9 protein-coding genes are annotated in these 14,310 nt (G+C 68.0%); 3 read left to right on the top strand and 6 right to left on the bottom strand.

Going from position 1 to position 14,310, the window contains the following annotated elements:
- The first annotated feature begins 213 nt into the window (after positions 1-213).
- Positions 214-2,250 carry a S8 family serine peptidase gene (locus tag V7082_RS14685; RefSeq protein ID WP_334149789.1) on the top strand — a complete coding sequence of 679 codons (2,037 nt, stop codon included), beginning with the start codon at positions 214-216 and terminating at the stop codon, positions 2,248-2,250.
- Between the two features lie 32 nt (positions 2,251-2,282).
- Here V7082_RS14685 and V7082_RS14680 read toward each other — a convergent pair whose 3' ends face one another.
- The 4 genes from V7082_RS14680 to V7082_RS14665 form a co-directional block, all read right to left on the bottom strand.
- Positions 2,283-5,354 carry an efflux RND transporter permease subunit gene (locus tag V7082_RS14680; protein WP_334149787.1) on the bottom strand — a complete coding sequence of 1,024 codons (3,072 nt, stop codon included), beginning with the start codon at positions 5,352-5,354 and terminating at the stop codon, positions 2,283-2,285.
- Positions 5,354-6,520, bottom strand: coding sequence for an efflux RND transporter periplasmic adaptor subunit (locus V7082_RS14675; RefSeq protein WP_334149785.1), 1,167 nt, complete (start codon positions 6,518-6,520; stop codon positions 5,354-5,356). The genes V7082_RS14680 and V7082_RS14675 overlap by 1 nt, the downstream gene beginning before the upstream one ends.
- A 271-nt stretch (positions 6,521-6,791) precedes the next feature.
- Positions 6,792-7,829: a polysaccharide deacetylase family protein gene (locus V7082_RS14670; protein WP_334149783.1), complete on the bottom strand. Its 1,038-nt coding sequence runs from the start codon at positions 7,827-7,829 to the stop codon at positions 6,792-6,794.
- A 28-nt stretch (positions 7,830-7,857) separates the two neighbouring features.
- A complete protein-coding gene (locus V7082_RS14665) occupies positions 7,858-8,991 on the bottom strand; it encodes a polysaccharide deacetylase family protein (RefSeq protein ID WP_334149781.1) in 1,134 nt (377 codons plus the stop codon).
- A gap of 276 nt (positions 8,992-9,267) precedes the next feature.
- On the opposite strand from V7082_RS14665, the gene mgtE reads away from it, so the two are divergent.
- On the top strand, positions 9,268-10,647 hold the full coding sequence (gene mgtE / locus V7082_RS14660; protein WP_334149778.1) for a magnesium transporter: 1,380 nt from the start codon (positions 9,268-9,270) through the stop codon (positions 10,645-10,647).
- Positions 10,648-10,763: 116 nt separating this feature from the next.
- The gene (locus V7082_RS14655; protein ID WP_334149776.1) at positions 10,764-12,407 is read left to right on the top strand and encodes a hypothetical protein; all 1,644 of its coding nucleotides are present in this window, start codon (positions 10,764-10,766) and stop codon (positions 12,405-12,407) included.
- 21 nt (positions 12,408-12,428) lie between these two features.
- Here V7082_RS14655 and V7082_RS14650 read toward each other — a convergent pair whose 3' ends face one another.
- Positions 12,429-13,721 (bottom strand): hypothetical protein, encoded by a 1,293-nt coding sequence (locus V7082_RS14650; RefSeq protein ID WP_334149774.1) that lies wholly within the window; start codon positions 13,719-13,721, stop codon positions 12,429-12,431.
- An 87-nt stretch (positions 13,722-13,808) separates the two neighbouring features.
- A partial coding sequence (locus tag V7082_RS14645) for a DUF5655 domain-containing protein (RefSeq protein ID WP_334149773.1) occupies positions 13,809-14,310 on the bottom strand: 502 nt, incomplete at its 5' end.

Below are 14,310 nucleotides of genomic sequence, written 5' to 3'. Positions count from 1 at the left end.
CTTCAATGGCGATTTCCTTCACAAGGATCGTGGAGGCGTCCGCACTCCGCGTCGGAGAGGTGTGCGGCGGAGTGGGGCGCGGCGGGGGCTGCTGCAATGCGTGCGGCTGTGGTCGCTCGGCGGGCCATGGCCATGGCCGGTAGCGGCGGCCACTCTGCGTCCGTCGGTCGGCGGACCATATGGCGCCCGAAGAGCCTACAGCGCGAGGCTGTCGTGCGCGGAGCCGCTGCGCTCGGGCTTGCGGCCGTTCTCGTGGCGGTTGCGCCGATCGATGCCGGCTTGGCTGCCTCATCGAGCAACCAGTACAATTCGCGCTACAACTCCTCAGCTTTTTGGGCGGCGATCCGCAAGCAGCAGGCTGAAATGGAACGCCGTGCCAAGGAGCAGGCGCGCCAGCAGCAGCAAGCCGTGCGCTCCATGAACAAGGCCAACGCGCAGCAATCCAACACGCGCGACGGGAAGCGCTCCCGGAAGAACGGCGACGATCCGGCGGATCAGGACGACGATGCGTCCGATACGGAGCTGACCGACGCCGAGCGGAGCGTGCGCGACATCGCCAAGATACGCCAGCACGAGCTCGAGCGTGTTCAGCGCGACCACGAGCAGATGGTGCACAAGGAGCAGGTGCGGGCCGAGCGCATTCGGGAGCGGATGCTTCGCAAGCGCGAGCAGGATCTCGCCAGGGCGGCGAAGGCGCGGGCGGCGGCGAAGCCTCCGCCGGGGTCTCCACTGGCCGTCGCCGCGCAGGAAAATCCGGCCGATACCGTGACCCGCCTGCCCAGGCCGCTCGACGGCTTACGTGTCCCGGCCTCCCATCTGGGGATGAGCCGCAACGCGCTCAAGCGGGGAGCCGACCAGCCGGAGGGAGAGCCGGGCCGGGGTGCGGACGGCGATAGGGATACTGGCCAGGGCCGGGGCGATGGTGGCGGCACCCGTACGGCCATGCAGGCGCCGGTCGACCCGCGTACCTTCCCGGGACGGGATCTCGGCGCCGAGATGCCGGCCAAGATGTTCGTCGACGAGCGCAAGGACGAGCTCATCATCTCGGACATCTCGCCTGTCGATCTCGAGACGGCGAGGACGCACGGCTTCATCGTCAGCGATCCGGTCGAGCTCAAGGGGGCCGGCACCAATGTCCGCCGTCTGCGCGCGCCTGGCGGCTTTACGCGCGACGAGGCGGAGCGGGAGCTCCACAAGGTGCTGCCCTTCCTGCCCTCGACGCCCAACCACGCCTACACGATCTTCATGGGGACGCTCGGCGAGACCGAAGGGGCCAGCGCGCTGCCTGGGCTCGACCCGCGCAAGATCAGCCCAGCCTCGGCCAACCCGTGCCCGGCGCAGACCTGCTTCGGCGGCTCTCTCATCAAGTGGAACCCGTCTCTGGGCTCCTGTACGAAAGATGTCCGGATCGGGGTGATCGACACCTCGTTCGACGTCCGCCATCCGGCGTTCCGGTCGCTCAAGTCCGTTCAGGGCGAGTTCCTGGGCGGCGAGCGACCCTCGCCTTACGACTGGCATGGCACGGCCGTTCTTTCGCTGCTCGCCGGGAACCCCCAGAGCGGGACGCCGGGGCTGGTGCCCGACGCCACGTTCCTGCTCGCAAGCGCGTTCCGCAGCGACGTCAACGGCAACGCGTCGACCGATACGGTGCGCCTGCTTTCGGCGCTTGACTGGCTCGACCAGCTCGATGTCCACATCGTCAACATGAGCTTCTCGGGTCCGCAGGACGGCGCCGTGGGTGCCGCCATCGAGCGCATGAGCAAGAAGGGCGTGGTGTTCATTGCGGCCGCCGGCAACATGGGGCCGACCGCCGCGCCGAGCTATCCGGCTGCCTATCCGCACGTGATCGCGGTCACCGCCGTCAACCGCGACGGCATGAACTACAAGAGCGCCAACCGCGGCTCCTACATCGACGTGTCGGCACCGGGCGTCGATGTCCTGACGGCGCTGCCCGACGCGAAGCAGGGCTACCGGACCGGCACGTCATTCGCGGTGCCGTTCGTGACGGCGATCCTGGCGGCGAACATCGGCGGCGTTCGCTCCGCAGAGACGGAGCAGGATCTCCTCAGGCACGTGTCGACGCGCGATCTCGGTCCGCCCGGCCCGGACCCCATCTACGGGGCAGGGCTCGCGATGGCGCCGCAGCGATGCTCGCGCAGGGGCGCGCCGGTCGCGAACGGCACGCCTCCGTCCGACGCCTGGGCGTCCCGGACGACGCTGATCAAGGCCGGCGAGGACCTCGCGCCTTAGACTGCTGTTAACTCACAAGCCGGTCGTCGAGCTTACTCGGCCGGAGTGGCGGCCGGCTGAGCACCGGGCTCGGCCGCGGCGTGGCGCGAGGCGCCGATCAGGCTCAGGACCGTCGGCACGACGAAGAGCGTCAACAGCGTGCCGAGGCTCATGCCGCCGACGATGACCCAGCCGATCTGCTGGCGGCTTTCCGCGCCCGCTCCCATGGCGAGGGCGAGCGGCACGGCGCCGAGAACCATGGCGCCCGTGGTCATCAGGATCGGACGCAGGCGCAGGCTCGCCGCCTCGACGACGGCGTCCATCCGCGTCTTCCCGTCGGCCTCGAGCTGGTTGGCGAACTCGACGATCAGGATGCCGTGCTTGGTGATGAGGCCGACCAGCGTTACGAGGCCGATCTGCGAATAGACGTTGAGCGAGCCGCCGACGAGATAGAGTGTCCCGAGCGCGCCGCACATGGAGAGCGGCACCGTCAGCAGGATGATCAGCGGGTCGCGGAAGCTCTCGAACTGCGCCGCGAGCACGAGATAGATGAACGCGAGGGCGAGCACGAACACCAGGGCAAGGCTCTGGCTCGACGCGCGGTAGTCGCGGCTCTGGCCGTTGACGTCGGTCTGGATGTCCGGCGGCAGCACCTGGTCGACGGTGCGCTCGATGTGGTCCAGCACCTCCCCCAGGGCATAGCCCGGCGCGATGGTGCCGGAGACGGTGACGGCGCGAAGCTGGTTGAAGCGCTTCAGCTCCTTGGGCGCCACGCTCTCGACCACTTTGACGATGTTGGAGAGCTGGACCATCTCGCCCGAGGGCGAGCGCAGGAAGATGGTGTCGAGTGCGGCCGGCGTCGAGCGGTCCGGAATGTCGAGCTGCACCATCACGTCGTACTGCTCGCCGTTCATCTCGAAGCGCGTCACCTGGCGGCCGCCGAGGAGCGTCTCGAGCGTGCGGCCGACGACGTTCACATCGAGACGCAGGTCCGACACCTTGGCGCGGTCCATCTCGATGCGGAACTCGGGCGTGTTGAGCTTGAGGTCGGTCTCCAGGCTTTCGAGCCCGGGATAGCCTTCCAGGGCCGCGAGGAGCGTGTCCGAGAGCTTCTCCAACTCCTCGTAGGTGCCGGACGACTGCACGACGAACTCGACGGGCTTCGAGGAGCCACGCTGCCCGAACGCGTTCGGATTGGGCGCGAACGCGAAGACGCCGGCGATGCGGCGCACCTTGGGGCTGATTTCGCGCGTGATCTCCTGCTGCGTGCGCGTGCGTTCGCTCCAGTCCTTCAGCGGCGCGAAGATCAGGAAGCCCGAGACTTCCGGGTTGCCGTTGATGACGAGGCGCGAGGCGATCTCGGGCACGTCGGCGAGAATGGCGTCGGCCTCGGCGCTGTAGCGGCTGGTGTAGGCGAGCGTCGCGCCTTCAGGGCCGGTGCCGCGCACGCGGATCACGCCACGGTCCTCGACGGGGGCGAGCTCGGACTTGAGGTTCTGGAAGAAATAGACGCTGGATCCTGCGACCGCGATGGCGAAGAGAAGCACGGCCGGGCGGTGGCGGAGGGAGAGCTGGAGAAGCCGCCGGTAGCCCCGCTCGAGACCCTTCAGCAGCCCTTCGATGGCGAGGAAGAGCCGTCCCGGCGCCGGATTGTGGCGCAGGAGGCGCGCGCACATCATTGGCGTCAGGGTGAGGGCGACGAAGCCCGAAATGATGACCGCGCCGGCCAGCGTCAGTGCGAACTCGAGGAAGAGCCGCCCCGTCTTGCCCGGCGCGAAGGCGATGGGCGCGTAGACGGCCGCGAGCGTCAGCGTCATCGCGATGACGGCGAAGCCGATCTCGCGGGTGCCCTTCAAGGCGGCGTCGATCGGCCTCATGCCGTGCTCGATGTGGCGGTAGATGTTCTCCAGGACGACGATGGCGTCGTCGACGACGAGGCCGATGGCGAGCACCATGGCGAGCAGCGTCAGCGTGTTGACGCTGAAGCCGAAGGCGAGCATCAGCGTGAACGTGGCAATGAGCGAGATCGGGATGGTGACGATCGGGATGAGGGAGGCGCGGGGCGAGCGCAGGAAGAAGATGATGACGAGGACCACCAGAAGGATGGCCTCGCCGATGGTGCGGTAGACGGCCTCGATCGAGCGCTCGATGAAGATCGAGTCGTCGTTGGCGACGTGCGCCTGCATGCCGTTCGGCATGGACTGGTTGATGCGCGGCAGCAGCGCGCGCACGGCCTTCGACACGTCGAGGGGGTTGGCGACGGCCTGCTTGATGACGCCGACGGCGATGGCGGTGCCGCCCTCGAAGCGGCTCTCGCGCCGCTCGTCGAAGGCGCCGAGCTCGACGCGCGCCACCTCTCCGAGCTTCACCTGATGGTTGCCGGAGACCTTGATGACGATGTTGCGGAACTCCTCGGGCGTCACGAGGCCGGTGCGCGACAGCACGCTGAACTCGCGGTTGGCGCTTTCGATGCGGCCCGAGGGAAGCTCGACGTTCTGGGCCCGGAGCGCGCTTTCGATGTCCTGGACGGTGAGGGCGAAGGCGGCGAGGCGCTCCCGGTCGATCCAGATGCGCATGGCGTAGCGGCGCTCGCCGTAGATGGTGACATCGGCGACGCCGTTCAGGTTCTTCAACTGATCGATGACGAAGCGGTCGATATAGTCGGTGATCTCCAGCGGGGAGAGCACGGGGCTGTTGAAGACCAGCAGCATGATCGGCTGGGCATCGGCTTCCACCTTGGCGATGATCGGCTCGTCGATCTCGTCGGGAAGGCGGCCGCGCACGCGCGAGACGCGGTCGCGCACGTCGCTGGCGGCCACGTCCTGGTTGACGTCGGGGCGGAAGCGGACGCTGATGCGGCTCTGCTCGGAACGGCTTTGCGAGTCGATCACGTCGATGCCGGGGATGCCGGCGATGGAGCCCTCGAGGATCTGCGTGACCTGCGATTCGATGATCTTGGCGGAGGCGCCGGGATAGCGCGTCTGCACCGAGACGACCGGCTCGTCGACGTTCGGGTATTCGCGGACGGTCAGGCGCATGTAGGACACGACGCCGAGCAGCACGATGACGAGGCTCAGAACGGTGGCAAACACCGGCCGGCGGATGCAGAGCTCGGAGAGGCCCATCAGGTCCCCCGCGCGCCGGAGCCGGAGCCGGCTACGATCTCGACCGGGCTGCCGTCTTTCAGCTTCTGCTGGCCGGCGGTGACGACCATCGCCTCCTCGGAGAGCCCGTCCAGAATCTCGACCAGGCCCGTACTGCGGCTGCCGAGCGTCACCTTGACCTCGACGGCCTGGCCGTCCCTCACGAGGTAGACGATCTTGTCGCCGCCGCGCGGCACGATGGCTGCCTCGGGCACGACGAGCACGTTGCGCTTCACCTGGCCCTTGACGCGGATGCGCGCGAAAAGGCCCGGGCGGAGCACGAGGTCCGGGTTTTCGAGGCGGGCGCGAATGTTGAGCGCGCGGCCGTTGACGTCGATGTGCGGGTCGATGGCATAGATAGTGCCGATGAACGTCCGGCCCGGCAGCGCATCGACGGAGAGCTCGACGGTCTGGCCCGTTCTGACCTGCGCCAGGTAGAGCTCGGGCAGCTTGAAGTCGATCTTCAGGGTGTCGATCTTCTCGAGATTGACGATGGCGGCGCCGGCTTCGACATAAGCGCCGGGCGAGACCTTGCGGATGCCGGCGATGCCGTCGAAGGGCGCGCGGATCGTATGCTTGTCGAGACGCACCCTGGCAAGCTCGAGGGCCGCGCGGGTCGTCTCGGCATTGGTCGAGGCTTCATCGCGGGCGCGCTCGGTGACGTTCCCGGAGCGCGCGAGCGAGTTGGCGCGGCCGAGGTTGCCGATTGCAAGATTGTAGCGGGCCTGCGCGTCAGCCACCTCGGCGTTGGCGAGGGCGCTGTCGAGCTGCACCATCACGTCTCCCCTGCCGACGGGGGCTCCCTCGGAGAGCGGAATGGCGGTGATGCGTCCCGCGATCTCGGAGGTGATCTGCACGCCCTCGTCCGACTGCAGCGTGCCGATGGCGCGCAAGTCCTCGGTCGACGTGGCCGCGACTGCGGTGGCGGCTTCCACCGCGATGCTCGCCGCGCGGTTTCTTTCAGCCGATCGGTCCTTGGCGATCTCTGCGCGCCGCGCCGCGACCGGATGCGCGTCGGCGGGCGGGGCTTGCGTCAGCAGGGCGAGATCGCCGCTCCTTATGGCCTCCCAGATCCGCCCGTCGGTCGCATAGAACGCGCCGCCGCCCGCGAGGGCGAGGAGGGCGCAGGCGATCCAGACTTTCAGCATCTCGGGCACCTATCCAGGACGGTCCGTCAGCGGGGCGATATCGAGCGAGGTTCATCGGGCTCAAGCAGGCGGCGCGTCATCCATGCCGCCGGATGTCAGGTCGAACTCTCGGGCCTGCTCCTTGGGCCGTCCGCTCTTCCCCAAACGGAACGCATCTGCCCTTGGAAACCCGTCGAAAATCCCGGTGCCGCGTCGGAGAACCGACCTTTTTCAAGCTTACGCCCGAAATGTGGCAGGAGCTACCGGGCAATCCCCCTCTCCGGGACGGAGATCAGGCCCCGGGCGAAGCGCCCGGGCGACGGCGCGGGCGCGCCTTCCGGGTGGTCTCGGCGGACCTTCGCCGCAGGGGGGCTGAGCTGTCTTGCCGCGCTGTCGCCGGCGGTGTTTCGTCGAGCCGCGTCCGCGCCGGTGGCGCCAGCCTGCTCACGGGCGAGGCCTCGCCGTCCGCGGTCATCGGTCCGGGGATCGGCCCGTGGAACGGCGGCACATCGCGCGAGGCCGCCCTGGCGAGGACGGGCTGCAGCTCGGCGTCGAGCGTCGCAAGGGGAACCACCGGCGCCTTGGCGACGAGGTGGACGACCTTGAAGCCCTTGGCCTTGAGGCCGGCGAGAATCGCCGGCAGGGCCTTCGCGGTCGGCCGCTTGAGATCGTGGAACAGGAGGATGCCGCCCTTTTGCGCGACCGCGAGCTTCAGGGTGCGCTCGGCGATGCGCTGGGGGCTCGAGATGAAACTGTCGTTCGAGATGACGTCGACCGTGAAGCTCGCGATGCTGCGCGACTGGAAATACGTCAGGAGGGCGTCGCTGTCGTTGAGGCCCGGGTAGCGGAAGAAGGGCGCGATGCCGGTCGCGGCGGCGAGCGAGACGGCGGCGAAGCCGCGCTCGATCTCGTCCTTGGCCTTCTCGATGTCCATGCGGGCAAGGTTGTTGGGGTGCGACCACGTGTGCGTGCCGACCGTGTGGCCGCGCGCCAACACCTCCTTGGTCATGGCCGGATAGGAGAGCGCCATCTCACCCACCGAGAAGAACGTCGCCTTGGTGCAGAACCGATCGAGCGTGTCGAGAATGGGACCCGTGACCCTCGGCACGGGGCCGTCGTCGAAGGTCAGTACGACCTCGTTCTCGGCAAGGAAGCGCGGCTCCTTCTCGCGCCGGGTCGCGGAGCCGAAGATCGGGCCGCCCGACGTGTCGATCTCGATGACGCGGGAGACGCCGAGCGCCTTCTCCGGGTTCGGGCATTCGCCGGCTGCGGCTCCCGATGCAAACGCAACCAGCACACCGATCGTCGCTGCGGCCCCAATTTTTCTCATCGCGGGACTCGGGTTGCGGCGGCAGGGCCTACTGGTGACCGAACGCCTTGAGCTGCCAGGGATCGTTCGAGGGATTGGCCCAGTCGAACGGCTTCGCCGGTTGCGCGCCGTTGCGCACGGGCTTCTTCGGTGCGGGCGCTGCGGCGGGCGGTGCGTCGGGTGCGCCCGAGACGGGCCAGGTGGCGGCGCGCTCGGCGAGAGGCGAGCTGGCGGCTGCGACCGATTTGGCCTTCAGAGCCTTCTCGGCGATAGCGTCGTATTCCGGAAGCGTGATGGGGGCGTCCTTGGCGACCATGTGCACGACCTTGAAGCCGCGCGCCTTGAGCTCCTCGAGCAGGCTCGAGAGCGCGCCGGCCGTCGACGGCTGGATGTCGTGGAACAGCAGGATGCCCTTTTTGCTGTGCTCGAGCTGGGCGAGCACGTTGCGCAGCACGACGCCGGGGCTCTTGGTGCGGAAATCCTTGGAATCGACGTGGATGCCGAAGGTGCCGACGCCGCGGCTGCGGATGTAGTCGCGCGTGGACTTGCTGTGGGCGAGGTAGGGGAAGCGGAAGAAGGGGGCGATCGGCGTGCCGGCGGCGGCGGCCACGGCGGAGAACCCGAGCTCGAATTCGCGCTTCATGGCAGCGGCGCTCAAGGTGGCCAGGTTCTTGTGCGACCAGGTGTGCGTGCCGATGGTATGGCCGCGCCGCGCCACTTCCCGGAGGGTCGCCGGGTCGGAGATCGCCATGCGGCCGACCGAGAAGAAGGTCGCCTTGACGCACTGCTCGTCGAGGGCGTCGAGGATCGGCAGCGTATAGCGGCGCATGGGGCCGTCGTCGAAGGTCAGCACGACCTCGCCGGGCTCCAGGAACTTGGGCTCCGTCTTGTGGTACTGCTCGCCGAACTCGGGACCCGTCGTCGTGTCGATCTCGACCACGCGGGAGACGCCGAGAACGTCCGCCCCGGCGCCACAATGGGCCGCGGACTTGAGCCCGATCTCGGCGCCAGCCGCGGGGCTTACCGTAGGCGAGCGCCAGCCCTGGCCGAGAGCCGAGGACGGGTCGGGCGCATGGACGCCGGTGCCCGTTTCCGCGCGCGCCGCATCGGTGGCCGCTGCGGCCCCGACGCTCAGGATCATCGCTGCGCCCAAGGCCAGCCAAGTGCACCGACTGGCGCTCATTCGGTCGTCTCCTCTGCCGCCCTCGAGGTATGCGCCTCGGGGACGGGCCCTCTGTCATCGAAGCTCGTCATTGAAGCACGGTTCGTAAAAGAGTTTGTAACTAAAATGCAACCCCGCTTGCGGGCCTGCTTTTTTTGCCGGAACGCAGTGTCGCAGATATGACGGCTGTGCTAGGCCGTGGCGCAAAAGGGCTCCCGGTCTCGCGTCAGGCGGGGCGGCCGTTTTGGCGGACGACGGGCCGGCGCGCGGCCCGATTTTGCGCTTCTTGGAGCTTCGATGACAGGCTTGGACGAGCATCCGCCGGCTCCGGAAGCCGACGCCATCAGCGTGGCCGATCTCGTGCGCGATGTCGCGATCGCGTTGCACGACGGAGACAGTGCCACAGCAGCCAATCTCGTCATCGGCCTGCACCCCCGCGACCTCGCCGACGTCATAGAACTCCTGTCGCCCGAGCATCGCGTCGCCCTCATCCACGCGCTGGGACCGGCCTTCAACTACGATGTGCTGTCGGAGATCGACGAGGCGGTTCGCGACCAGCTCTCGGAGGCTTTGCCCAACGAGCTCCTGGCCAAGGCCGTCACCGAGCTTGACACGGACGACGCGGCCTACCTGATCGAGAACCTCGAGGAAGAGGACCGCGAGGAGATCCTCGCGCAGTTGCCCAAGGGCGAGCGCGCAGCCCTCGAGCGTCAGCTCGAATATCCGGAGGATTCCGCCGGCCGCCTCATGCAGAGCGACTTCGTCGCCGTGGCGCCCTATTGGACCGTCGGCCAGGTCATCGAGCATGCGCGCGAGACGGACGACCTGCCCGAGACCTTCTCCGAGATCTTTGTCGTCGATCCCGCGTTTCGCGTCGTGGGCAGCGTCGACCTTTCGCGGCTTTTGCGCACAAAAAAGGACGTGCCGGTCTCGGACATCATGGAGGCCGATCTCGATACGGTGCTGGCGACGGCGGACCAGGAGGAAGTGGCGCGCCAGTTCGAGCGCTACAACCTCATCAGCGCGCCGGTCATCGACGAGCACGGCAAGCTCGTGGGCGTGATCACCGTCGACGACGTGGTGGAGGTGATCCAGGACGAGGCCGACGAGGACATGAGGGCGCTCGGCGGCGTCGGCGACGAAAGCATCGGCGACAGCGTCGTTCAGACGGCGAAAAGCCGCGTGCCCTGGCTGATCGTCAACCTCGGGACGGCGGTGCTGGCATCGTTCGTCATCAAGATATTCGATGCGACCATCGAGCAGATGGTGGCGCTCGCCGTGCTGATGCCGGTAGTCGCCTCGATCGGCGGCAACGCCGGGACGCAGACCATGACCGTCACCGTGCGCGCGCTCGCGACCAACAAGCTCGGCGCCGCCAACGCGCCGCGGATCATCTCGCGCGAAACCATGGTGGGACTTCTGAACGGGCTCGTGCTGTCGGCTATCATGGCGCTCATCGTCTTCCTGTGGTTCGGCTCGAGCCGGCTCGGGGCGGTGATCGGAACGGCCATGATCGTCAACCTCCTGGCGGCGGCGCTGGCCGGAATTCTCATTCCGCTGGCGCTCGACAGGCTCAAGCTCGACCCTGCGCCCGCGTCCGGCGTGTTCGTCTCGATGATCACCGACTGCGTGGGGTTCTTCGCGTTCCTGGGGCTTGCTTCGCTCATTCTGTTCTGAGCCCCCCGCCCACATGACACTTTGATGGCGGCGGGTCGAATTTTGTCGCTTGCGGGCGGGCCGGCGGGCGTGATTATCACGGAGAGAGAAGGGTCAAGCCAAAAAAGCCGGTCGCCATGGATCAAGACAAGCGCGTCAAGCACCTGCGCCAAATCCTGCTGTGGCCGGTCTATCTCCTGCCCCTCGATGAAAGCGCGCCGCTGCAGGACCATTGGGAGCAGCTCGAGACGCCGGGCCCCGATAATCCCTGGCGCGAGGTGGACGACGAGTTTGGGGACCCGCAGGAGTTCCAGACGCGCCACTACAACGAGTTCGTGACGTTCCTGCCGCCGGTGCAGCGCTTTCTCTACGGCCAGGGGCTCGGGCGCTCGGTGCGCAAGGTCTACGGCGAGAGCCCGATCCGCGTCATGCGCCGCACGGACATCGCGGCCGCGCGCGTGACCCTCGACAAGGGCGGGGCACCGATCACGCTCAACATCGCCCACATCGATCTCTATTTCTTCTACGACATCGACATCGCCATCCTGGCGCTCGAGGTCTGGACCGACGACATCACGCTCTCCGCGGCCCAGAGCGTGATGTTCCGTTTCGGGCGCGCCTATCCGGCCTACTGGGAGGAGGGCGACGGCCGCGGCGGCCATTGCCCGTGGAAGGTCGAATGGCTCGACGCCGACGGGCAACTGCTCGTCCAGTCCGACTATGAGAACCGCGAGAAGTTCCTGTCCTTCGTCTGCCGCCACCGGGCCCCCACGACGGCGGCGCACTGGGAGTTCCTGATGTCGCCGCTGGTGCTCTACCATGCGGACGCGAAGGGCCACGTGCGTTACCGGCAGCTCGAATACTACCGCATGCCCTACATGGCGTATCTGGCGCTGGACCGCGCGGAGACGCTGTCGCGGTCGGATTCGATCCGGCTGGCGCTCGGCAACGAGGCCGGCGAGAACACGGCGCTTCCCTATTCCGACGCCTATCTTTCGGATTTCGAGACGCGCTACTGCTACGACCGCAATTTCATGACGGGCCGGGGCGGGAACACCTCGAACGTGCGCTTCCACGCCTCAGGCGACACGTTCATCGTCACCGGGGATGCCTCGGACCCCTTCTTCGCGGACCTCGAGAGTGGCATTCTCTCGCGTTTCCGCCATCAGCATTTCCTGATGTTTCTCATCGCGCATTTCCAGAAGGCGTCGCTGCTCATGTTCTCCGACCGGCTCGTGAGCGCGGTCAGCCGGCTCGACATCACCGACGCGAAGGCCAACCGCACCTTCCGCCGCGACATCCGCAACGCGCACGAGAATTTCCTGCGCTTCGCCCACCGCTACTGGTTCCACGACATCTCGCATCAGGCGCAGGTGCGCGAGCTGTTCGACATGACGCGCCGCCATCTGCAACTCGATGCGCTCTATGGCGAGGTGCGCGAGGAGCTGCAGGACATGGGCAACTTCCTCGAGGTCGAGGCGATGCGCAAGCAGAACGACACCGTGGTGCGGCTCACGGTGGTGACGACGTTCGGTCTCGTCGGCACGGTGACGACGGGGTTCATCGGCATGAACCTGTTCGACTGGACGCAGGAGCCCGTGTGGTGGCGCGTCCTGGCGTTCCTCGCGGTGTTCGTGCCGACGGCGCTGCTGACGCTCTACACTGTCGTCAAATCGCGGCGGCTCTCGGATTTCCTGGACGCGCTGTCGGACGAGGCGGTGAGCTGGGGGCGGCGCTGGCGCGCGCTCATGCGCGTCTGGTTCGGCAGGCGGTCGGTGTAAGGCGCCTTAGCTCGTCGTCGGTCAGCTCGTCGGTGCGTCGAGCTTGCGGGTCAGGTTCTCGAACTCGCGGCGCAGCTCCTCGTTCTTGAAGATCTGCTCGAAGGTCGGGGCTTCGAGCTTCTGGATGGCCTCGAACGACGTCGAGCTGTCGCGCATCAGGGTGCGCAGCTCGAGGCTCGCCTCCACGGTGTCGAACGTGTTGTCGGCGATGCGAAGATCGTGGACGGCGCGCGCGCGCGCAGCGACGATCTGCTCGCGCTGCTGGGCGAGGTAGCGGCGGTAGCCCCTGGCGGCCTCCTCGGCGAGCTTCTGGCTGTCGCGGTTCGCGTCGAGGGCGCGCTTCTGGTCGGGGCGGTTCTCGGCGCGCATCAGCTCGAGCGTGCGGGCCTTGGCGGCTGCGATGTCCTTCAGGATCGCATCCAGCTTCGGCATGTATTGCGTGTCGATCTTCGCGATGGTCGAATCCTGCGCGTGCACCAGCAACGCGAACAGGGCTGCGTGCATGGCGAAATACTTGCGGGCCGCGCCCGGGTTCTCGGCGGTGGCGGTCATGAGCTTGGCGAGCTGGCCGTCGATGAGCTTTGCGGCGTGGAACGTCGCAACGAGGCGCACGAGGTCGCCCGAGAGCACGCCGCCGAGCAAGAGATCGAGTTGGTCCGGGGCCAGGTCGACACCGGACTTGATGAGCGCGTCGGCGATCTCGGCCTTGGCCGCGGCGATGGCCGCCTCGTTGCCGGCGATGCGTCCTTTGTAGTCGGCGATCTTCGCGTCGAGGCTGTCGACCGTGTCGGTCAGGACGCCGGGCAGCATGGCGTCCTTGGGCGCCGTGATCTGCTTCTCCTTGAGCGTGACGATGCTCGCCTCGAGGTCGCGGATGTTGCGGCGGTGCTGCTCGATGCGCTTCTGCACCTCGACGACGGGCGCGTCCGTGACGATGGCGAGCGTCGCGTCGAGAAGCTTGCGGATGCGGTCCTCGCGGTCCTCGCGCGTTTCCGTCCAAAGCGGCGTGACCAGGAACTCGTCCTTGGCGGGCAGCTTCTTGGCTTCGGCGCGCTGCTCGGCCACCGTGTTCAGGATGCTGTCGATGGCGCGCATCAGTGCGCGCGCCTGCTCGTAGGACGGATCGCCCTCGCGCGGATCGGCGGGCGCGGCGCGAGGGGCCGCCTGGGCGGCCGGATCGCCGTTGCGGATCAGGTCGCCAATGCCGTCCTTGGTGGCGGCGGACTGCGCTCCGGCAGGCCCCGCGAGCAGCGCGACGGCGGCCACGAGCGCGAGCGTCCTCTGGGGTGCGGTCGGGCGAACGGATGTCGTCAAGCGAGCCTCCTCGAACGGGTCGCATCAAGCGGCGCAATTCGGGCAAATCGATGTTGCCGGCTTGCCGCACCGCTGGCCTGGAAGGCGCTAACCGCCCGCAGCGGCCCGTGCGACGGCCGCCAGGAGCGCCGGCGTCACCTGGCGGGCGTCGGTCAGCACCGCCATGTGCGTTACGGCCGGTGCGCCGCGCAGACCCGGCAGTTTGGCCGGCGCGAGCGCCGTATCCGGCGGCGAGCCATCGAGGGCCAGCGCGAGACGCAGTTCGCGGGCGCTGAGAGCGAGCAAAGCGAAATCGACGTTGCCGCGGCGGAAGACGACGTATCCGTCGCGCGGCAGGACGGCGGCGTCCGGCACGCTCTTCAGGATCTCGGCCAGAAGATAGGCGGCGAGCGGGCGATAGGCTTTGGCGCGCGCAAGCAGCGCGTCGAGGGCTGCCGGGTCGCTTTCCGCAGCGGCGGGCGCGGCGCTCGGCGGCGTCGCCGGCGGTGGGGGTTTCGGCGCCGGCGGAGCCGGAGCGGGCGGTGGAACCGGCTTCGGTGTCGGTGGCGCCGGCGCGGCGGCGAGACGTGGGCGCGGCAAGGGACGGGCG

It is taken from the genome of Hyphomicrobium sp., assembly GCF_036833075.1.
Taxonomy (GTDB): Bacteria; Pseudomonadota; Alphaproteobacteria; order Rhizobiales; family Hyphomicrobiaceae; genus Hyphomicrobium_C.
This window is presented reverse-complemented; position numbering and strand designations above follow the sequence as displayed.